Here is a 19,495-nt window from a genome sequence, read left to right on the forward strand (position 1 = left end):
GATCTGCGGATGCCTCTCTTCCACCATGTCGCGCGCCTGGCAAGCCCCTACGACTTATGTGTATTTTTCTTAACACGGACTTCAACAAACTTCATGGCGCACCCCTCTAAAGTGGGGTACGTTTGAGTCGTTGGTTTTTACATTGCTGAACAATCGCCACACATTCAGAGCGACGTCGGCAACCCGCAAACAAACGATTCAGTCTTCCGGGGGGTGACATGAACGTTTCCAATCTGCTGCATGCGGCGTCGAACTGGGTTGTCCAGTCGCGCGCCTTCAATGTCACGCAATCGGTTGCACACCATCGCACGCCTAGCGATGCGCTGTCGCACTGGAAACTCGATATCTGGCACAAGAGCGTGCCGTTCCTGTTCGAGGGCGGCCTTGCCGAACCCGCGCATCAACTGTTTCCCAAGCATCTTGCGCATGCCGAATGGGTGGACGAGCTGCACCACCACCTGGCTCAGCTTGTGGGCGTGCGCCGCGAGCATCGCAAGATCGATATCCGCGCGGTGACGGGGCTGGCGCAGTCGCCGTGCTCGGTGCATTCGTTCCCGAGCATGCTGGTGTTTGCGCATCAGCATTGCCGTCGCATTCCGCACAGCACGGACGCCGACTTTGCCGCCAACCGGCGCCACGTCTTCCGCTACGCCGATCAGGCCAACGTGTTCCGTGCCTACGACTTTGCCGGCGGCGAGCTGTTCTACATGAACGAGTGGGGCGCGCACCATTTCGCCGCCCTGGCGTTGCAGGCGCGAACGCAGAATCGTGAACTGCTGATCGATGCCGAAGTGCGTCACGCGCGGTCTGCGCTGGGCTTGCGTCGGTTGCTTGACGGCTTCTATGTGATCGGCGCGCGGCGGCAAGGGCAGCAGCGTTACGGCACGCGTTTGTCGGAAGCGCTGGCCAGCCACCAGGTGCCGCATCGCTGGATGCATGGGCGCCGCGAGGCCGAAGGCTTCGAGTTGTGCTTCCTGCCCAAGTCCGACCGCTTTGCCAATTGCGTGGGCGAGCAACTCGTGCGCGACGGCTGGTTCGACTATGGCGCCTGGCTGGCCAGCCTGCACGATGCCACCGAGGTGGGCGCCCCCGCGCAACGCGCCGAGGCCGCCCGCAAGACGCGCTCCAACTGGAAGCGCGTGCCGGTGCCGAGCCTGGGCGTGCCGACGGGTCTCATGCCGGGTTTTGCGCACACGCGCTTGTAATACAAGGGCGCTACGGTCGGGGGTTGTTCTGCCCCTCCACCTGACGGATTGCTGAATCAGGCGGCTGGTGTCAGAATTCGCAACTTAGTTGCATTGGGGCGCACAATGTCGGGTGACATTGTGCGCCGGCACCTGCGCCCGACCTTGCGTTCCTTCCGCTCCTCCTTCCTCCATCCGCGTTGGCTGGCTTGCCTGCTGACCGTGTTCCTGCTGTTTGGTCAGCAGGGCGCGCTGCGGCATGCGCTCTCGCATTGGAGTGAATTCGGCGAAGCGGCCGGCGTCGAGTTCAACGCCGCCGCCACGGCCAAGCCGGCCAGCGCCGAGCGCAGCCAGCCCGCGCAGGAGCACGCCGCGTGCTTGCAGTGCGCTGCCTATGCTGCGCTGGCGGCTGCCTTGCCGATGCTGGTGGCGCTGCGCCTGGCGCATACGCGGCGCTGGCACTTTCCGCGCATCGGCTTTCATGCGGGCGCGCCGGTCTTTCCGGTGGCCGTGTGTTCGCGCGATCCTCCATTCCGCCTTTGATTCCTGCCCTGCCCGTCGGCGCGCGCGTTGTGTTGACCCATGCGCGGGCCGCTGTTTAACGCATCCGCTCGATTCAAAGGTCTTTCATGATTCCGTTCCAGCCAAGCAAGCTGGTGATGGCGCTTGCCGCCGTCCTGCCGTCCGTCGCCTCGGTTTCCGCCCTGGCTCAGGAGGCCACGCCGCCGGCCGCCGCTCCTTCCACGCCCACCACGACGGCACCCGCCACCAACGTGCGCGACCTCAGCGAAACCCGCGTCACGGCCAAGCGCTTGGACGCCGCACGCAATGCGCTGTCGCCGGACACCGGCAGCTCCGTCTACAAGTTCGACACCGATGACATCGCCCGCCTGCCGCTGGGCGATGCCACGCCGCTCAACCAAGTGCTGCTGCAGGCGCCGGGTGTGGTGCAGGATTCGTACGGTCAGTTGCACGTGCGCGGGGACCACTCCAACCTGCAGTACCGCATCAATGGCGTGATCGTGCCTGAGCCGATTAGCGGTTTCGGGCAGATGCTCGATACACGCTTCGCCAACCAGATCAACGTGTTGACCGGCGCACTGCCCGCGCAGTACGGTTACCGCACCGCCGGCATCGTCGACATCACCACCAAAGGCGCATCGACCGATGAGGATGGCGAGCCGAAGGCCTTTGGCGGCGAGATCGGCACGGTGCTCGGCAGCAATGCCACGCACGAGGTCAATGCGCAGATCCAGGGCACGAAAGACCGCTTCAGCTATTACCTGTCGGGCGTGTTTGCCGAGAACAACCTCGGCATTGAAAACCCCACCGGCAACCGCAACGCCACGCACGACCACACCACGCAAAACAAGTCGTTCGGCATGCTGTCGTACCTGCTCGACAACGACAGCCGCGTGAGCTTCATGTTCGGCACATCGAACGGCCGTTTCCAGATTCCGACGCGACCGGGCCTGACGCCGAAATTCACGCTCGATGGCGCGGTGCCGCCGGCGTCGGAAGCCCTCAACGCCAATCAGCGTGAGAAGACCGACTTCCAGATTCTGACGTATCAGCAGAAGGTGTCGCCCAAGCTCGACTACCAGGTGTCGGTCTTCCGCCGTGTCAGCCGCATCGATTACATGCCCGATCCGATCGGTGATCTCGTCTACAACGGCGTGGCCGCCGACATTACCCGCCGCAACGAGGCTTACGGCGTGCAGGGCGATGCGAGCTACAAGCTGACCGACAAGCACACGCTGCGTGCCGGTGTGTTCGTTCAGCGCGAGCGCTACGTGGCCAACAACACCGCCAGCGTGTTTGCCGCCGACGACTCTGGTGCGCAGACCAGCACCACGCCGTTCACCATCGTCGACAACCACAGCGGCAGCGGCACGACCCTGGGCGTCTACCTGCAGGATGAGTGGAAGCCCACCGACAAGCTCACCGTCAACTACGGCGCGCGCTACGACCGCGTCAACACCATCGTCAGCGAGCAGCAACTGAGCCCGCGCCTTGGCCTGACGTACGACCTGACGCCGCGTACCCGCGTGCATGCCGGCTTCGCGCGCTACTTCACGCCGCCGCCCACGGAGAAGTTCGACACCACGTCGGTGCAGGCCTTTGCAGGCACGACCAACGCGCTGCCGTCGGACGCCAACACGGCCGTCAAGTCGGAGCGTTCGAACTACTTTGATCTGGGGATTTCGCACCAGCTCACGCCGCATCTGACGCTGGGTCTGGATGCGTATTACCGCGACGTGCGCCATCTGCAGGACGAAGGGCAGTTCGGCAACGCGCTGCTGTACTCGGCGTTCAATTACGAGCGTGGCCGGATCTACGGGCTGGAAGGCAGTGCGAACTATCGCAACGGCAACTTCGGGGCATACCTGAATCTGGCCGTGTCGCGCGCGCAGGGCAAGGGCATCGAGACCGGCCAGTTCAACTTTGGTGCCAACGAGCTGGCCTATATCAACAGCCATTGGGTCAACCTCGATCACGACCAGCGCCTGACCGCGTCGGCTGGCGTGTCGTACCGGTATTCCGGCACGACGTATACGAGCGATGTGCTGTTCGGAACGGGCTTGCGTAACGGCTTTGTCAACACCGACCACCTGCCGGCCTACTGGCAGATGAACGTGGGCGCCGCCCGCGACTTCAACCTGCCGACGCTGGGCAAGTTCAAGACGCGCCTGACCGTGCTGAACATCTTCGACCGCAGCTACCAGTTGCGCGACGGCACGGGCATCGGCGTGGGGGCGCCGCAGTTTGCACCGCGCCGTACGTTCCTGTTGTCGGTCAGCAAGCCGTTCTAAGCAAATCGGGCCAGCACATGTGGCTGGCCCGATCTTCCATCCCATCGTCATCACATGGGCGGGACCATCCCGTCCTTGCCGACCAGCACCCGTTGTGCAACCAGCGTGCCCTGCGCATCAGCGCGCACGAACATGACGACGTGCGCACCGGCTTTCAGGTCATCGCGCCGACCCGGCTCGAAGGTGACGATCGGCACTTGCGGCGGCACCACGATGCGCTGCTCCCCATCCTTGTATTTGACCGACAGCGTGCGGCCCTGCGCGCCGGTGACGGCGCCTGCCTGTTCGACCGTGCCGTTGGTCATGCTGCTGTTCGGCCCCAGGTCGTATGGGCGGTGGCCGTCTCCGGTGCCGCGCATGGCTTCCGGAAACACGTGCACTTCCAGCGCGCGCAGCGTGCCGTCCGGTTCCTTGACGGCGGCCGTGCCGATATAGCTGCCCGCGCGAATGGCCGACGGCTCGATCGGCGCAACTTGCGTGATGTTGAGGTCCACAGGCAGCGTCACGGTAGCCTTGTTGCCGGAGGTGTCGGTCACGTCGACAGCCGTGCTGTGGACCGCATTGATGGTGGCCCGCACACGCGTGGGCGCGGCGGTATTTTGTGCGGATGCGGCGAGTGGAAGGACAGCAGTCACAAGGGCGACAACTGCAGCAGTACGGGCAGAAAAGCGTAGAGGGGTCATTGGGCAGGCGCGTGTGGTTCACCCAAACGTGGGCGCGGCGGGCCAGCGTGCGCGCGTATCCGCGAAGAGCTGGTCCGCCGCCAGTCTAGACCGGACCGCGTTCGCGTGCAGGGCGGTCCGCATTCATCGGCCCCAACTCAACTGCGATGCTGGCCCGGCACGCGTTTGCCCTTGTACGTCGGGCGGCTGCGGCGCATGTTGTCGGACCAATCCGTGCCGCCGCCCGTGGGCGAATGCACCGGCACGTCGCGGCTGCCGGGTTGCGGGTCGATCGGCGCTTCGTCGAGTTCGACCGCGTCGGGGGCATCTGCGTCATCGTTTTCACCGGCCAGGCCTGTGGCGTGTTCGAAGTTCTCGTCGTCGATGGGGGTGTCGACTTCGGGGTCATGCACGTCGCGTATGGCGTCGGGCATCAGGTCGCCGCCTTCGCGTATGACGGGTTCGTGCCCAGCGGCGCGGCGCTCGCCGGTACCGGTGGAATCGGTGTCGCTGTCGAGGTTGACGTCGCCAAGGTCCGCGCCGGCTGTGCGGTTGGCGGCGTTGCCGTGCGGATGGACCGCGGGATCGTCGTCAAAGCGGTCCTCAACGTCACTGCCCAGGCCCGGCCCGCCGACCACGTCGCTGCCCGAGTCCGAACTGTCGGAGGGCCCCAGGGCATCGGTGCCGTGGCCCTTGCCGGTTTGTGCGGGTGCTTCGCCGGTGCGATACAGGTTGCTCGTTGCCATGTGGATTCTCCATGCGTGCTTGTGCGCCAAGGCGCGACACAGCCAATGCAGCAAGGCAGATACCTGCGTGCGGCGCAGGCCGCGTACGCCAGCGCATTGTTTTGGCGGCACGCTCGTTGCGACCCATTCGGCGCGGACGGGCCGTCCGTAACCGAAACCAGGAGGCTGACGATGAAGCAACACGCACAGCAACCGCACAAGCCCGCTGCACAGGCGGGAGAAAAAGCGGGGCAACGAAAGAGCGAAAGCAAGAAGGGCGAGCACAACGCGCAAGCGCAGCAAGCGCGCGGGGTTGCCAAGGAGCGCACTTCAATGCAGCACGGCACCGACCAATCGGCGAAACGCCCGATGCGGGCCCCCGCGGAGGACGGCCGTGCTGCCGCGCAAGAGGGGCAATTGCCACAAAACCAGCAGCGTCTGGGGCAGCACCAGAACAGCCGGAAACAGCCATGAGCGCCACCAGGAAACCTCGTGGTGACGACCAAGCCGAGGCGCCTTCGGGTGACGCCGTCAGGCCCGTCGTGCCGGCCATCCCCAGCGAAAGCGGCGTCGGCGAGGAAGACCCGGGCGACTTCGAGAACGCGTCGATTCGCTCGGACGACGGGAAGCGCCCCAGCGTGCCGCCGCGTAAGCCAGGGGAGCGGGGCTGACAGCGTTCGCACCTTTCTTCAGCCGCGCAATGTCCCGCGCGGCTGAGCCCAGTTTGCCACCCAGCGCCACATCGCCGGCCATGCGGGTCGCTGCGTGCGAAGCGCCGGCGCGACCACGCGCAGGTGTGCCCCACTGCGCGTATCGGCGTGCAGGTGCCACCATCCGGACATTTCCACCACATGCGCGTGGCCCGCGCCCAGCGCGTAGTGCTCGGTCGTGCCCCGCGATGGCGGTTCGAGGTGCAAGCTCCCTTCCAATGCCACGAGTGTGGTTCTGGCCGCCAGCCAGTGCAGGCCCGTCTGGCCAGCGCCAAGCGCCAGCCATTCGGGTTCCGGTGTGGGTGCCGCTGTAGTCATGTCGATCTCCTGAACATGGCTCCAGCGTAGGCACGCGGCTCAATGCGCAACAGACACAGAACTGGCAATGTGCGGCGCAACAGGCGTGCTCTTGTGACAATCTGTTGCGGTACAGTTTGACGTCGTCTGTATCTGTTGCGGTCACGGTCTTGCCGGCATGATGTGCTGGACACCTCTCCTTGCCGCTTGCTGCCGCCCGCCGCTCCTTGCCGCCATGTCCGTCACCGAGTTGACTCCCCCGCCCGCGCAGCCGCTGTACCGGACGCTTGCCGATCATTACCTCGGCGCGATCCGCAGTGGGGTGTTGGCGCCGGGGGAGCGCATGCCGTCGGTACGCATGCTGATGCGCACGCACGCCGTCAGTCTGTCGACTGCGCTGCAGGTATGCCGGCATCTGGAGGCGGAAGGCTGGCTCGAAGCGCGTGAACGCTCGGGTTACTTTGTGCGCCAGCCGCGCCGGGCGCTGCTCGCGCCGGTGAAGGAACCCGAGGTGTCGACGCCGGATCCGGCGGCCTACGTGGGCGTGCATGCGCGCGTGTCGGCCATCGTGGCACGCGGGCAGCAAGCCACAGTGCATGTCGATCTATCCGGCGCGAGCGGGGCGGCCGCGTTGTATCCGGCAGCGGCGCTCAACCGGATTGCGTCGCAGGTGCTGCGGCGGTATCCGCTGCTGCTGACACAGGCCGTCATCCCGAACGGCCATCCTGAATTGCAGACTGCCGTGGCGCGCCGCGCGCTCGACATGGGCGTGCAGGTCGCGCCGGACGACGTCATCGTCACCCACGGCTGTATCGAGGCGGTCAACCTGGCATTGCGCGCGGTGGCCCAGCCGGGCGATACGGTGGCGGTGGAGTCGCCGACCTACTACGGGCTGCTGCAGGTGCTGGAAAGCCTCGGCATGCGCGCGGTGGAAATTCCTACCAGCCCGCGCACCGGCATGTCGCTGGAAGCGCTGGAGATGGCGGTGCAGGCCTACGGCAACATTCGCGCCGTGGTGGTGGTGCCCAATCTGCAGAATCCGCTCGGCAGCATCATGCCCGACGCCGCCAAGCGCCGGATGGCGGCCTTTTGCGATGCCAACCGCATCGCGCTTATTGAAGACGATACCTACAGCGCGCTCGGCGACAGCCCCACGCCGCTCAAGGCGCTCAAGGCATGGGACCGCACGGGCAACGTCATCTACTGCGCGTCGTTGAGCAAGGTGCTGGCACCCGGCCTGCGCCTGGGCTGGATGGCGGCCGGCCGCTGGCAGGGGCGCGTACAGATGCTGAAGTTTGCGCAATCGCGGCCGAACGATTCGTGGTCGCAGGTGCTGACGGGGCGTTTTATCGCCTCGGGTGCGTACGACCGTCACCTGCGTACGCTGCGCCAGACGTTGCGCGAACAGCGCGAGCGCATGGCTGAATCGATCGCGGGATGCTTCCCCGCAGGCACGCGGTTGTCAGTGCCGTCAGGCGGGTTGGCGATGTGGGTGGAGCTGCCAGCCAACGTGTCGTCGATGGAACTGTTCGATGCGGCGCTGGCACAGGGCATCCGGATTGCGCCGGGGACGATGTTCTCGAACCTGAACCGCTTCGATCATTTCTTCCGCATCTGCTTCGGGCTGCCGCCTTCGGCCAACCTCGAAGCTGCGCTTGCCACGCTGGGCCGGCTCACGCAGGAACTGGCCGAGCGCTGACGAATCGCCTTACCGGCACCACGCCGGCACAGCAGAGGGTGTTTCCAGACCCTGCACGCTCTGCGCAATCTGTTGCGACCACTGTTGCACGAGGCGTTGCGTGGATGACACCACCGCATTCACGCCAGCGTCTGTATCCGTGCCGGCAGGTTGCCCATTCACGGACAGCGCTAGCGTCGACTGGCAGGTGAGCGCGGCGGCGCTCGCGCCTTGGGCGGCCGCATCGCGCGATACGCGCCACGTCACCAGTGCGGTCACGCCTTGTCCGGGCCGCGCGTCGTAGCTGCGCATCTCGGCACCGATGCGGTAGAGCGGCACGCCCGCCGGCGCGGCAGCACCACCCACGTCCACCGCAGACAACGTCGCTGCCAGGTTGGCAGACAGCGCATCGCGCAGTTCCGAACCGAACGGCGCCGCCCAGCGTTGCTGCTCAAGCGCCACCACTTCGCTGTCGGACGTACGCAGCACGATCTGCGGCTTGTCCAGGCGATCGGGCACCCGCACGCCTGAGAGGCGGAAGGCGCGCTGGAAGCGGCCGGTGTCCGTGGCTTCGGGGCGCACCGACAGCGTGTGTAATGTCGGCTCGGGCGAGGCGCACGCGCCAACCAGCAAAGCCACGGCGGCGGCGCCCATCAGGCGGAAGGAACAAGACAGCATCGTCGTTTTCATCAACATCATTGCGCGTCCTTTGCCTTGCCGCGGATCAGCGCTTCCGGGTGGCGGTCCAGATAGTCGGTCAGCACGCGCACGGACGCGGCGGCCTTGGCCACCTGTTCCAGCGTGTCGCGCGCGTTGCGTTGCAGCGGTGCATCGTCGGAGAACACCTGGCGCGCAGAATCCAGCGTGCGGCGCGCCTCGGCCAGCGTTTCCTTCATCTGCGGGGCGAGGTCGCTGTTGACGGTCTTGGCCAGTTGCTCGGTCTGCTTGAGCGTGGCATCGAGCGTGGTCAGCGTGCGATGGACGTCCTGTCCGATCTGCTCGAACGGCACCTTGTTCAGCTTCTTGGCGATGCCGGCAATCTGCGCTTCGATATCGTCCGTCGGGTTGTCGGCAGTCGGGAACACATACGCACCGTCGCGATCGCGCATGCCGAAGCGCGGCGCGGTCTTCTCGCGCTCGGCCGTGTCGATGAAGTCGAGGTTCACGAACTGCTGGCCCGTCAGCAGGCTCGCGCTCTTCAGCTGCGCGCGCATGCCGTTCTTCACCAGCGCGTCGAACTGCGTGCGGACATCTTCGGCGGCGTGCTGCGGGTTGTCGTCGCGGATGTCCATGCCGAAGCGGGTGGGGTACAGCGTGGCCGTGACCGGCAGCACGAACTCGTGGCGCTTCTTGCTGTAGTGGATGCCGATCGACTTGATCTCGCCCACGTTGATGCCCTTGAACTCCACCGGCGCGCCTACGTTGAGCCCGCGCAGCGAGCGGTGGAAGTACATCACCACGGTCTGCGACAGGTGTTCAGGGTCTTTCAGTGCCATGGTCTCATTGCGCACTAGCTGGAACTCGGCGTCGGAGGCGGCCGTCTCGTGATCGGCTTCTTCGGGCGTCTGGAACGCGATGCCGCCGAGCGCCACGGTCAGCAGCGATTGTGTATCGACCTTCAGTCCGTTGGCGTCGAGCTTGAGATCGATACCGCTGGCGTTCCAGAACCGCGTGCCGCGCGCCACGAACTTGTCGAACGGCGCGTTGACGAAGATGTGCAACGTCACGCCCTTGCCGTCGGTGTCGATGTCATAGGCGGTGACCTGGCCCACACGCACGCGGCGGAAATACACCGGCGCGCCGATATCGAGCGAGCCCAGGTCGGGCGCATGCAGCGTGAACTGTTTGCCCGGCGCATCCGCGGAGATGGCCGGCGGTGTATCGAGGCCCTTGAAGGTGGATTTCTTCTCCTGTGAGCTGCCGCCGTCCACGCCGATGTACGCGCCGGAGAGCAGCGTGCCGAGCCCCGAGATGCTGCCGGCCGCCACGCGCGGGCGCACCACCCAGAACCGCGTGTCGGACGCGGCAAACGCCTTGCCGTCATGCGTGAGTTCGATCAGCACCACGGCGCCAGAGCGGTCGTCGGTGAGCCCCACTGCCTTGACCACGCCGATATCGACGCTCTTGTATTTCACGCGCGTCTTGCCTGCCTCAATGCCCTCGGCCGAGCTGAACGTGACAGTCACTTGCGCGCCGCGCGCCAGGATCACGCGCGCCATGAGCGTGGCGCCCACCGTAAGCGCCACGATCGGCACCAGCCAGATCAGAGAGGGCAGCCAGCGCTTGCGCTTCATGCGGCGCGGCGCGGGAATGTTTTCGTTATCGACGGGGTCGGTCATACATCGGTCTCTTCGGGATCGGGCTCGTCGATGACGTCCCAGATCAGGCGGGGATCAAAACAGCGGGCGGCGAACATGGTCAGTACCACCACGGCGGCAAACGGGCCGACACCAGGGCCGGGTTTGATGATGGCCAGCGTCGACAGGTGCACAAGGCCTGCGAGCAGCGTCACCACAAATACATCGAGCATCGACCAACGGCCGATGATTTCGACCAGCGCATACAGGCGCGTGCGCAGTCGCGGGTTCCAGCGCCAGCGTTGCTGCACCGAAAGGCACAGCACCGCCAGGATGCCGAGCTTGGCCAGCGGCACCAGAAAGCTTGCGATGAACACGATGATGGCCAGGTGCCATGACCCCGACGTCCAGAGGTAGACGATCCCGCTCATGATCGTGTCCTGCTGTGTGCCGAGCAGGGTGTCGGTAATCATCACGGGCAGCAGGTTGGCGGGCAGGTACATGGCGGCGGCCGCAATCAGCAGCGCCCAGCAGCGCGCCAGGCTGTCGGGCTTGCGTACGTGCATGGGCGACATGCAGCGCGGGCAGACCGGCGCTGCGGCGGTGTCGTCCGGCGCGTATTCGCGCGTGAGCACCGCTTGCGTGGCGGCCCTGGAGTCGGGCATGCGCGCCAGCAGGCCGCAGCGTTCGCATGTCACCAGGCCGTGTGCGGCGGCCCGCAGCGGGCGGCCCTCTTGACCGGGTTGCGCCGGTGCAGGCGTGGTGGCGCTGTTCATGGGCGATCCTCGCCGGGGCGGGCCGCGGCGTCCATGCCAGTCGGCGCGTCGACGTGTGAGCCCGGCGGCAGCGTCAGGCCGATCTCGCGCCAGAACGGTCGCAGGTCGATCGACAACGCCACCGTCAGGAACACGGTGAGCGCGGCAAATGCCCACAGGCCCGCATCGGCTTCCAGCGACACCATGCGCGCCACTTTGATGAGCGCCACCACCACGCCCAGCATGAAGATCTCGACCATTGCCCACGGGCGGATCAGCGCTGCCGCGCGCAGCACCAGCGCTGCGGCCGGATGCTGCCGCCCACGCACTCGCGCAATAAGCAGCGGCGCCAGCACCGACATGTACATCAGGGGGAAGAACACCGTGGTGAGCGCCACCAGCACGGCAGCGAACAGCATGTCGTAGTCGTACAGCGCCACGATGGCGCCCCACAGCGTGGTGGCGTGCCGGTTGCCGCCGCCGTTCATCTCGGCAATCGGGAAGATGTTCGCGACGACGTAGACGATGATGCCCGTCAACACCAGCGGCAGCAGCACCGAGAGCCGCTCGCTCTGGTTGCGGTACAGCTTGACGCCGCAGCGCGTGCAGTGCGCCTCTTCATCCAGCGCAATGACTTCGTGGCGATGGAGGGTGTCGCAGTGCTCGCACGCGATCCAGGCATCGGGATCGCCCGGCAGCGGCAGGGCGACCGGGGCGGCCTTGGCGTCGGGGGTGTCGCCCGCTGCGCGCCATGACTGGGGCAGCGGGAAGGGAAATTTCACGTTTGACGGCTCCATCGTCGGGCTGAGGGCGCGGTGGCAGCGTTGGACAGGCATGCGACGGCGCACCGACAGTCGGGCAGGCGATTGTACATACACAGTTGAATGTATAGCTGAGTGCGGCCCGCCGCATGTTGACGCACGGTCTCAAGCAAATATCCAGCCAATCGGTTCGCTCGATACTGCGCGGCGTGACGGCGGAACGGGCCTTGCTGCAGCGGACGGGGCACGTCCTCAACCTCAAAGGAGCAATTCATGACGTATCTCAGAGCCTCTTCTCTTGTCGTCGCGCTGGCGCTGGCTGGCGGCACCGCGGCGGCGTATGCCCAGACAGGGGGCGCCCCATCCAACAGTACGGCGGGCGGGGGCAGCATGTCTGCGGCGGGTGGTGCCGGCACCGACGCAACTGCAAGTGGCATGGGCGACAGCACCGCCAACGGCAGTTCAGCCAACAGCGGCCGGGACACCTCGCGCAACCGCAACGCCACCGGTAAGCAAGGGCGCTCTGGCAATACGCGCTCGGGTTCGAGTGGCAGCTATGGCGGCTGTGCCAACGATTCAACGGGCAGTACGACCGGCGGCGGCTCGGGCGGAGTGGGCGTAGGCGCCCCTGGCGCCGGCGCGGCGATGGGCGGACCGGGTGGCGGTGGTGGCGGTGCTGCCGGTTCAGGCGGTGCGGGTGCCGGTGCGGGTGGCGCAGGCGCCGGTGGGGCGGCGGGCGGCAGTGCCGGCGGAGGCAGCCGCTAGCCGCGCCCTGACCTGCTGCTAACGCAGTTGTGCCGCGTGGTGCAGCAGGTGGTCTTCGATGAAGGTCTCGATGAAGTAGTAGCCGTGGTCGTACCCGGGGTGGCGGCGCAGTTGCAGCGGTTGCCCGGCTGCGGCGCATGCGGCCGCGAAGTCATCCGGGTACAACTGCTCTGCGAGGAATTTGTCGGCTTCGCCCTGATCGATCAGGATGCCGCGCGGGAAGGGGCACGACGCCTGCCGCATCAACTGCGTGGCATCGTGCGCTGCCCAGGCGGTGCGATCGTCCCCGAGATACCCGGTGAATGCCTTGATGCCCCACGGGCACACAGACGGATGCGCGATGGGCGCAAACGCAGACACCGAAGCAAAGCGTTCCCGATGGCGTAGCGCCAGCGTCAACGCGCCGTGGCCGCCCATCGAGTGCCCAAAGATGCCAATGCGCCCGGCCGCCACCGGAAAGACCACGCGCGCGATGTGGTGCAGTTCGTCGGCGATATAGCTTTCCATGCGGTAGTGCTCGCGCCATGGCGCCTGCGTGGCGTCCAGATAGAAGCCGGCGGCAATGCCGAAATCCCAGCTGTCGGTTTCGCCGGGGGCGTTCGCGTCGCGCGGGCTGGTGTCGGGCGCGATGAGGATGAGCCCCTCGCGTGCTGCCACGCGCTGCGCACCGGCCTTGATGGCGAACGTCTCTTCCGTGCACGTCAGGCCCGCCAGATAGAACAGCGCGGGGCAGCTCGTGCCTGCCAGCGCCTGGGGCGGCAGGTAGACCGAGAAGCGCATCGGCAGCCCGATCGCCGTCGAGGCATGCCGATAGAAGCGCTGCACGCCACCAAAGCAGGCGTGTTCGGAAAGCAGTTCAAGTGCCGGTACCGGGATCGTCATCGCGTGGCTCCATCCCCAAGGATCAATACAACACGACCGAACGGATCGACTCACCGCGCTTCATCAGCTCGAAGCCTTCGTTGATGCGCTCCAGCGGCAGCGTGTGCGTGATGAGGTCGTCGATGTTGAGCTTGCCTTCCATGTACCAGTCGACGATCTTGGGCACGTCGGTGCGGCCGCGGGCGCCGCCGAATGCGGAGCCCTTCCACTCGCGGCCGGTCACGAGCTGGAACGGGCGCGTGCTGATCTCCGCGCCGGCTTCGGCCACGCCGATGATGATCGATTGGCCCCAGCCCTTGTGGCAGCACTCAAGCGCCTGGCGCATGACCTTCGTGTTGCCGATGCATTCGAACGAGTAATCCGCGCCGCCATCGGTGAGCTGGATGATGTGATCGACCACGTTCCCCACATCGCTCGGGTTGATGAAATGCGTCATGCCGAATTTGCGTGCCATCGCCTCGCGTGCGGGGTTCAGGTCCACGCCGATGATCTTGTCGGCGCCCACCATCTTCGCGCCCTGGATCACGTTCAAGCCGATGCCGCCCAGACCGAACACGACCACGTTGGCGCCCGGTTCCACCTTGGCCGTGTAGACCACCGCGCCCACGCCTGTGGTGACGCCACAGCCGATGTAGCAGACCTTGTCGAACGGCGCGTCGGGGCGGATCTTTGCCAGCGCAATCTCCGGCACCACGATGTGATTGGCAAACGTGGACGTGCCCATGTAGTGAAACAGCGGCTTGCCATCGAGCGAGAAGCGCGACGTGCCGTCCGGCATCAGGCCCTTGCCCTGCGTGGCACGAATGGCCTGGCACAGGTTCGTCTTGCGCGACAGGCAAAACTTGCACTGGCGGCATTCCGGCGTGTAAAGCGGGATCACGTGGTCGCCGGCTTTCAACGATGTGACTCCTGCTCCCACCTCAAGGACCACCCCTGCGCCCTCATGCCCGAGGATCGCCGGGAAGATGCCTTCCGGGTCTGCGCCCGAGAGCGTGTAGTAGTCCGTATGGCAGATGCCGGTCGCCTTGATCTCGACGAGCACCTCGCCGGCACGCGGGCCTTGCAGGTCCACTTCTTCCACAGTGAGCGGAGCACCGGCTTTCCAGGCGATGGCGGCTTTGGTTTTCATGCGCATTCCTTTTTTTGAAGTGGAGCCTGCCCGACGTGGGCAGTGTAGGGAGGGCGATTGTAGAACGTTGCCTGCCCCGGCAACGTGACAACAACGTCATGTTCGACAAATCAGACTTCAGATTCTCTTACAACGGCCGTTTCTTGTGCGACGGCAGGCCGACAGGGCCGCGTGCCGCATGCCTTACATGGTGGAACCCCTGCCATGGGCGTCGTAGTAGGAAACCATACCGTGCTTGCATCCATCCGTACTCGCATTTTGCTGACCTGCGTTGCCATCGTGGTCGGCGCATTGACCTTTGCCGGCGGTCTCAACTATCTCGTGACGCGCTCGTACAACGACGAGTCCATCCGCCAGAACCTGCAGTCCGTCGCGCGGGGCCACATCGCTGGCATCGACGACTGGGTGGCGTCCAAGACGCAGATGATGGTGTCGCTGCAAGACGTGGCGGTGTCTGCCGATCCGATTCCGGTCTTCAAGGCCGTGCACAAGGCTGGCGGCTTCATTAACGTCTATGTTGGCTATCCCGACAAGTCGTACAAATTCTCGAACCCCGAAGGCATTCCGCCGACGTATGACCCGACCGCGCGCCCCTGGTACAAGCAGGCGGTGGAGGCGGGCAAGCCTGTGGTGACGCCGCCGTACGTGAGCGCCAGCACCGGCCAGCTCGTGGTGACTTTCGCAGTGCCCATTCTGGACGGCGGCACGCTCAAGGGCGTGATTGGCGGCGACGTGGCAATGGACAGCGTGATCGCCAACGTGAAGGCCATCCATCCGACGCAGGCGAGCTTCGGTTTCCTCGTCAACGCTGCGGGCAAGATCGTTGCGCACCCGAATGACAAACTCACGCTCAAGCCGGCAACTGAGCTGGCGGCAGGGTTGAACGAAGCCACGCTGGCATCGCTGGCACAAGCCGAGAAGCCCGTGGAAGTGCCGGTGGATGGGGCGTCCAAGCTGCTCTACCGCCAGGGCGTGAAGGGCACCGACTGGGGCCTGGTGGTGGCGCTGGACAAGTCTGACGCCACCGCTGGCATGCGCTCGCTCGTGATGACGTCGATTGGCGCGCTGGTGGGCGTGGCCATCGTTGCAGCACTCATCGTCGGTGCAATGACGGCACGCGCGTTCCGCCGCCTGTCGATGATCCGCGATGCCATGGACGACATCGGCTCGGGCAGCGGCGACCTCACCAAGCGTCTGCCGTCGGACGGCGAAGACGAAGTCGCGCAGATCGCCCGTTCGTTCAATGCGTTTGCCGACAAGCTCACGGCGGTGATGCAGCAGATCCGCCTGGGCAGCGATTCGGTGCGCTCGGCAGCGCAGGAAATTGCCGCCGGCAACGCAGACCTGTCGCAGCGCACGGAAGAGCAGGCCAGCTCGCTGGAAGAAACGGCGTCGAGCATGGAAGAACTGACGAGCATCGTGAAGCAGAACGCCGACAACGCGCGTCAGGCCAGCCAGCTTGCCGTCACGGCGTCGGACGTGGCCACGCGCGGCGGCAACGTGGTCGGCCAGGTTGTGCAGACCATGGGCGGCATCAACGAGAGCAGCAAGAAGATCGCCGACATCATCGGCGTGATCGAGAGCATCGCCTTCCAGACCAACATCCTGGCGCTGAACGCGGCGGTGGAAGCCGCGCGTGCCGGCGAGCAGGGCCGCGGATTTGCCGTGGTGGCCAGCGAAGTGCGCAGCCTGGCGCAGCGTTCGGCCGGTGCGGCCAAGGAAATCAAGGCGCTGATCAGCGATTCGGTGGATCGTGTGAGCAACGGCACGGCGCTGGTGGATCAGGCCGGCGTGACGATGGCCGAGATCGTCGATGCAGTGAAGCGCGTGACCGACATCATGGGCGAGATTTCATCAGCGTCGGAAGAGCAGAGCAGCGGCATCGAGCAGGTCAACCAGGCCGTCAACCAGATGGACCAGGTGACGCAGCAGAACGCCGCGCTGGTCGAGCAGGCGGCTGCCGCTGCGGAATCGCTGGAGGAACAGGCCCACAACCTGAACGAGGCAGTGGGGCAGTTCCGCTTGTCGCACTAAGTGCATTAACTGCACCACGTTGTCGCGTTACGGTGCCGGGGCGGCGTTTGTTGCCTCGGCCTTTGCCTTGTCCTGCGCTTCGGCCAGCGCCACGTCGGCAGCTTGCGCGCGCTGCATGGCTGGCCGCGCCATGACGCGGTCAATATAACCGCGCACCAGCGGTGTTTCCGGGATGAGCTTGAACATCGTCGTCCAGCCCAGCGCCGCACCCCACAGCACATCCGCCGCGGTAAAGCGCTCACCCAGCAGGTAAGGGCCTTTCTCCAGCTGGGCTGTCAGCGTGCCAAGCATGGTGTCGAAGTTGCCATACGGTGACATCGAATACGCTGCCGGTTCGCGTTTCATCGAGCGGTCGACGATGGCCGGCTCGAAGCACGCGCCGTAGAACGCCATCCAGCGCAGGTACGCACCGCGCAGCGGATCACCCACCGCCGGCGATAGCGCGGCCTCCGGATACAGCTCCGCCGCATACAGATACACCGCTACCTGCTCGGTGATGACCGCATCGCCGTGACATAGCGTCGGCACCTTGCCCAGCGGATTGATGGCAAGAAACTCCGGGCTCCTGTGCTGGCCGGTCGTCAGGTCGAAGGCATGCACCTCGTAGTCGGCGCCGAGTTCTTCGAGCAGCATGCGCGCGCCCCGCGAGCGGCTGCGTGGCGAGTGGTACAGAGTCAGGTGGCGGTCTTGCGGCATCGTCGTCTCCGATGTGCGGTGCCATGGGTGGATGACAGCTTGCCACTGTAGGCGGTCGATCCGGCTCCGTCTTGGAAAAATGCGCTGCGGCGGTGCATCATCGCGGCATTGTTTCCGCCGCTGCCGATTCCATGAACGATCTGCGTGACGTTGCCGGCAAGCCAGACACACGCGACTCCCGCCGCCTTGTGGGGAAGGCGCCTGCGGAGTATTGAGTATCGGCGCGCCAACCAGGCCTGGCGCGCCCAGCACATCAATCCGCCGCGAGCGCCACGTCTGGCGACGCAGGCGGGCGGTCCGCCATCACGCAGTTGCGCCCCGCCAGCTTGGCAGCATAGAGCAGATGGTCTGCCCGCCGCAGCAGCGGCTCCAGTTCGGGGCCATCCGCCGCGGGCGCTGCCGCCACGCCAAAGCTGGCCGTCATGCTGCAGGGCAGATCGGTGCCGGTGGGCACTGTCACCTCGGCAATGCGATGGCGCAGATGATCGGCCACCGCGCGCGCCTGCGCGAGGCTGTCCGCCCACACCATCACTGCGAATTCCTCGCCGCCGATGCGCGCCACCATGTCGGCGGACGGGCCTTCAGAGCGGCACAGTCTTGCAACGGTGCGCAGCGCTTCATCGCCCACGGCGTGGCCGTACGTATCGTTGATGCGCTTGAAGTGGTCGATGTCGAACATGATCAGTGCAATGAGCCGCGCCTTCGGCTGCGGCGATTTGCACATCGCGCCGGCGCGGTCTTCAAAGGCGCGACGGTTGAGCAACTGGGTGAGCGGGTCGGTCTCGGCCATGCGCGAGAGTTCCTGCATCAGGTGCGCGCGTTCCACCTCCAGCCGGCGGCGCTCGATGCTATTGATGCGCAGCACGCGGATCGCGTCGAACATCGCTCGGATCTCGCGCCGCGCAAAGTCGGTCGGGATGTGCACACTCAAGTTGCCTCGCGCAATCCCGTCGATCAGCCGCGTGGCGTTGACAAACGGCCTCACCACGTTGCGGCGGAACGAAATCATCATCCATGCCAGCGCGCCCAGCACCGACACCACGGCGCCTGCCGAGCCGATGAGCACCAGCAGCATCGCGCGCCGATGTTGGCGGATGTCGTCATCCGCCAGGCGCAGCACGATGTCGCGGAAATCCGTAGTGGCGCGCATGGTGGGCACGTAGCGCTCGGCAAATGCGGCGGGGGTGATATCGACGCCGCCGGGCTGGCTGGCCTTGGCGCGCACGGCAGCCACATAGCGCAGCCCGTCGCCGAAGTACTGGGCGCCGAGCGTGGCCAAGGCGTGCTGGTTCAGTGCCGAATGCGCACCCACGCGGGTCTCGATCATGCTGCGCAGCTGGTCAATACGGCCTTGCGTGCGTTCGATTGCAAGCTGCTCGTCAAACGTGAGCATGCGGTGCATGGCCAGCGCACCGGTAAAGCGCGAACCGAGCTGGCCCGCGTATTCACGTAGATCGGCCGACAGCCGCGCCAGCGTCAGGCAATTGAGCACGTCGGGATCGCCGCGCGTGATGTTGGCCGTGCGCGCGTTGACGATGGGCAGGAATTCCGGGATGACCGCGATCATGCGGTTCACGCCATCGGCCAGGTCGTCGCTGCTGCGTGAGCGCAGGGGCAGGGCGGTCAGCCGGTCGATGTTGGCGCGCGCGGCGGCCAGATGCGTCTGGGCGCGGCGCGCGGCCTTGATGTCGGTTTCGCAGCCTGGGCAATGTTCAGGGCCCAGCGCGTCGAGCAATTGGGCGACGTGTTCGTCGCTGACGGCGCGCATGCGTTGCAGGGCCGCGCTGCGCTCGGCCGGCACCGGCAAGTCTTCGCCGAGCACGCCGTTGGTCGGGCCGCGTTCGGCTGAAACCTTCTCCATGGCCAGCAACGTCATGCGCAGCACCTGGACGCTGCGGGCGGAATCGTCGGCACGGCCGTAGGCCAACCATGCGTAGCCCAGCAGCCAGCACGATAACGACAACACCGGAACGAGGACGATGGCGACGCTGGCGCCAAAGCGCCTGTCCATCGACGTTTCAGAAGACATGAACGGAGTGGTGGAACGTCTTGGCGGGCGGTTGGGCGGCCCGGAAGGCGGTTGCGAACGGGTTGCACAGGAGGTGCC

General features: G+C 65.8%; 19 protein-coding genes. 8 read left to right on the top strand and 11 right to left on the bottom strand.

Annotation, left to right across the window (positions count from 1 at the left end):
- Positions 1–218 precede the first annotated feature (218 nt).
- From CFE42_RS11335 to CFE42_RS11345, 3 genes are all read left to right on the top strand, one after another.
- Positions 219–1,205 carry a DUF6685 family protein gene (locus tag CFE42_RS11335; protein ID WP_004629853.1) on the top strand — a complete coding sequence of 329 codons (987 nt, stop codon included), beginning with the start codon at positions 219–221 and terminating at the stop codon, positions 1,203–1,205.
- A 105-nt stretch (positions 1,206–1,310) separates the two neighbouring features.
- Positions 1,311–1,727 (top strand): hypothetical protein, encoded by a 417-nt coding sequence (locus CFE42_RS11340; RefSeq protein ID WP_004629852.1) that lies wholly within the window; start codon positions 1,311–1,313, stop codon positions 1,725–1,727.
- Positions 1,728–1,813: 86 nt separating this feature from the next.
- Positions 1,814–3,997, top strand: a complete 2,184-nt coding sequence (locus tag CFE42_RS11345; protein ID WP_004629849.1) for a TonB-dependent receptor — start codon at positions 1,814–1,816, stop codon at positions 3,995–3,997.
- A gap of 50 nt (positions 3,998–4,047) precedes the next feature.
- On the opposite strand, the gene CFE42_RS11350 is transcribed toward CFE42_RS11345, so the two are convergent.
- Both CFE42_RS11350 and CFE42_RS11355 read right to left on the bottom strand, forming a co-directional pair.
- The gene (locus CFE42_RS11350; RefSeq protein WP_004629848.1) at positions 4,048–4,680 is read right to left on the bottom strand and encodes a hypothetical protein; all 633 of its coding nucleotides are present in this window, start codon (positions 4,678–4,680) and stop codon (positions 4,048–4,050) included.
- A gap of 137 nt (positions 4,681–4,817) precedes the next feature.
- Complete coding sequence (locus CFE42_RS11355) at positions 4,818–5,405, bottom strand: hypothetical protein (RefSeq protein ID WP_004629845.1); 588 nt, start codon at positions 5,403–5,405, stop codon at positions 4,818–4,820.
- A gap of 171 nt (positions 5,406–5,576) precedes the next feature.
- On the opposite strand from CFE42_RS11355, the gene CFE42_RS11360 reads away from it, so the two are divergent.
- Both CFE42_RS11360 and CFE42_RS11365 read left to right on the top strand, forming a co-directional pair.
- Positions 5,577–5,858, top strand: a complete 282-nt coding sequence (locus CFE42_RS11360; protein WP_004629844.1) for a hypothetical protein — start codon at positions 5,577–5,579, stop codon at positions 5,856–5,858.
- Positions 5,855–6,055, top strand: coding sequence for a hypothetical protein (locus CFE42_RS11365; RefSeq protein ID WP_004629825.1), 201 nt, complete (start codon positions 5,855–5,857; stop codon positions 6,053–6,055). The genes CFE42_RS11360 and CFE42_RS11365 overlap by 4 nt, the downstream gene beginning before the upstream one ends.
- 18 nt (positions 6,056–6,073) lie before the next feature.
- Here CFE42_RS11365 and CFE42_RS11370 read toward each other — a convergent pair whose 3' ends face one another.
- Positions 6,074–6,412 (bottom strand): hypothetical protein, encoded by a 339-nt coding sequence (locus tag CFE42_RS11370; protein ID WP_004629823.1) that lies wholly within the window; start codon positions 6,410–6,412, stop codon positions 6,074–6,076.
- 214 nt (positions 6,413–6,626) lie between these two features.
- On the opposite strand from CFE42_RS11370, the gene CFE42_RS11375 reads away from it, so the two are divergent.
- A complete protein-coding gene (locus CFE42_RS11375; RefSeq protein ID WP_004629822.1) occupies positions 6,627–8,090 on the top strand; it encodes a PLP-dependent aminotransferase family protein in 1,464 nt (487 codons plus the stop codon).
- Between the two features lie 9 nt (positions 8,091–8,099).
- Here the strand turns inward: CFE42_RS11375 and CFE42_RS11380 are convergent, their stop codons facing one another.
- From CFE42_RS11380 to CFE42_RS11395, 4 genes are read right to left on the bottom strand one after another with little or no spacing between them, the layout of a single operon-like run.
- The gene (locus CFE42_RS11380) at positions 8,100–8,765 is read right to left on the bottom strand and encodes an ABC-type transport auxiliary lipoprotein family protein (RefSeq protein WP_238563749.1); all 666 of its coding nucleotides are present in this window, start codon (positions 8,763–8,765) and stop codon (positions 8,100–8,102) included.
- Complete coding sequence (locus tag CFE42_RS11385; protein ID WP_004629818.1) at positions 8,765–10,408, bottom strand: intermembrane transport protein PqiB; 1,644 nt, start codon at positions 10,406–10,408, stop codon at positions 8,765–8,767. The genes CFE42_RS11380 and CFE42_RS11385 overlap by 1 nt, the downstream gene beginning before the upstream one ends.
- Positions 10,405–11,142 (bottom strand): paraquat-inducible protein A, encoded by a 738-nt coding sequence (locus tag CFE42_RS11390; RefSeq protein ID WP_004629816.1) that lies wholly within the window; start codon positions 11,140–11,142, stop codon positions 10,405–10,407. Before CFE42_RS11390 ends, CFE42_RS11385 begins: the two co-directional genes overlap by 4 nt.
- Entirely contained in the window at positions 11,139–11,918 is a 780-nt protein-coding gene (locus tag CFE42_RS11395; RefSeq protein WP_037043940.1) for a paraquat-inducible protein A, read from the bottom strand. Before CFE42_RS11395 ends, CFE42_RS11390 begins: the two co-directional genes overlap by 4 nt.
- Positions 11,919–12,155: 237 nt before the next feature.
- Between CFE42_RS11395 and CFE42_RS11400 the strand changes: the two genes are divergently transcribed.
- Positions 12,156–12,647 (top strand): hypothetical protein, encoded by a 492-nt coding sequence (locus tag CFE42_RS11400; RefSeq protein ID WP_004629812.1) that lies wholly within the window; start codon positions 12,156–12,158, stop codon positions 12,645–12,647.
- An 18-nt stretch (positions 12,648–12,665) separates the two neighbouring features.
- Here CFE42_RS11400 and fghA read toward each other — a convergent pair whose 3' ends face one another.
- Both fghA and CFE42_RS11410 read right to left on the bottom strand, forming a co-directional pair.
- Positions 12,666–13,529, bottom strand: coding sequence for an S-formylglutathione hydrolase (fghA, locus tag CFE42_RS11405; RefSeq protein WP_004629811.1), 864 nt, complete (start codon positions 13,527–13,529; stop codon positions 12,666–12,668).
- Between the two features lie 22 nt (positions 13,530–13,551).
- Positions 13,552–14,658 carry an S-(hydroxymethyl)glutathione dehydrogenase/class III alcohol dehydrogenase gene (locus CFE42_RS11410; protein ID WP_004629809.1) on the bottom strand — a complete coding sequence of 369 codons (1,107 nt, stop codon included), beginning with the start codon at positions 14,656–14,658 and terminating at the stop codon, positions 13,552–13,554.
- Between the two features lie 231 nt (positions 14,659–14,889).
- Between CFE42_RS11410 and CFE42_RS11415 the strand changes: the two genes are divergently transcribed.
- The gene (locus tag CFE42_RS11415) at positions 14,890–16,692 is read left to right on the top strand and encodes a methyl-accepting chemotaxis protein (RefSeq protein ID WP_037043938.1); all 1,803 of its coding nucleotides are present in this window, start codon (positions 14,890–14,892) and stop codon (positions 16,690–16,692) included.
- Between the two features lie 27 nt (positions 16,693–16,719).
- Here CFE42_RS11415 and CFE42_RS11420 read toward each other — a convergent pair whose 3' ends face one another.
- Positions 16,720–17,388: a glutathione S-transferase family protein gene (locus CFE42_RS11420; RefSeq protein ID WP_004629806.1), complete on the bottom strand. Its 669-nt coding sequence runs from the start codon at positions 17,386–17,388 to the stop codon at positions 16,720–16,722.
- A gap of 253 nt (positions 17,389–17,641) precedes the next feature.
- Positions 17,642–19,399, bottom strand: coding sequence for a GGDEF domain-containing protein (locus CFE42_RS11425; protein ID WP_004629804.1), 1,758 nt, complete (start codon positions 19,397–19,399; stop codon positions 17,642–17,644).
- Positions 19,400–19,495 lie beyond the last annotated feature (96 nt).

The organism is Ralstonia sp. PBBBR1, from assembly GCF_002256165.1.
Taxonomy (GTDB): Bacteria; Pseudomonadota; Gammaproteobacteria; order Burkholderiales; family Burkholderiaceae; genus Ralstonia; species Ralstonia thomasii.

Bases quoted from the DNA above. Each gene is read 5' to 3' on its own strand.
- CFE42_RS11335 (WP_004629853.1), top strand. From the start codon at position 219: ATGAACGTTTCCAATCTGCTGCATGCGGCGTCGAACTGGGTTGTCCAG.
- CFE42_RS11340 (WP_004629852.1), top strand. From the start codon at position 1,311: ATGTCGGGTGACATTGTGCGCCGGCACCTGCGCCCGACCTTGCGTTCC.
- CFE42_RS11345 (WP_004629849.1), top strand. From the start codon at position 1,814: ATGATTCCGTTCCAGCCAAGCAAGCTGGTGATGGCGCTTGCCGCCGTC.
- CFE42_RS11350 (WP_004629848.1), bottom strand. From the start codon at position 4,680: ATGACCCCTCTACGCTTTTCTGCCCGTACTGCTGCAGTTGTCGCCCTT.
- CFE42_RS11355 (WP_004629845.1), bottom strand. From the start codon at position 5,405: ATGGCAACGAGCAACCTGTATCGCACCGGCGAAGCACCCGCACAAACC.
- CFE42_RS11360 (WP_004629844.1), top strand. From the start codon at position 5,577: ATGAAGCAACACGCACAGCAACCGCACAAGCCCGCTGCACAGGCGGGA.
- CFE42_RS11365 (WP_004629825.1), top strand. From the start codon at position 5,855: ATGAGCGCCACCAGGAAACCTCGTGGTGACGACCAAGCCGAGGCGCCT.
- CFE42_RS11370 (WP_004629823.1), bottom strand. From the start codon at position 6,412: ATGACTACAGCGGCACCCACACCGGAACCCGAATGGCTGGCGCTTGGC.
- CFE42_RS11375 (WP_004629822.1), top strand. From the start codon at position 6,627: ATGTCCGTCACCGAGTTGACTCCCCCGCCCGCGCAGCCGCTGTACCGG.
- CFE42_RS11380 (WP_238563749.1), bottom strand. From the start codon at position 8,765: ATGTTGATGAAAACGACGATGCTGTCTTGTTCCTTCCGCCTGATGGGC.
- CFE42_RS11385 (WP_004629818.1), bottom strand. From the start codon at position 10,408: ATGACCGACCCCGTCGATAACGAAAACATTCCCGCGCCGCGCCGCATG.
- CFE42_RS11390 (WP_004629816.1), bottom strand. From the start codon at position 11,142: ATGAACAGCGCCACCACGCCTGCACCGGCGCAACCCGGTCAAGAGGGC.
- CFE42_RS11395 (WP_037043940.1), bottom strand. From the start codon at position 11,918: ATGGAGCCGTCAAACGTGAAATTTCCCTTCCCGCTGCCCCAGTCATGG.
- CFE42_RS11400 (WP_004629812.1), top strand. From the start codon at position 12,156: ATGACGTATCTCAGAGCCTCTTCTCTTGTCGTCGCGCTGGCGCTGGCT.
- fghA (WP_004629811.1), bottom strand. From the start codon at position 13,529: ATGACGATCCCGGTACCGGCACTTGAACTGCTTTCCGAACACGCCTGC.
- CFE42_RS11410 (WP_004629809.1), bottom strand. From the start codon at position 14,658: ATGAAAACCAAAGCCGCCATCGCCTGGAAAGCCGGTGCTCCGCTCACT.
- CFE42_RS11420 (WP_004629806.1), bottom strand. From the start codon at position 17,388: ATGCCGCAAGACCGCCACCTGACTCTGTACCACTCGCCACGCAGCCGC.
- CFE42_RS11425 (WP_004629804.1), bottom strand. From the start codon at position 19,399: ATGGACAGGCGCTTTGGCGCCAGCGTCGCCATCGTCCTCGTTCCGGTG.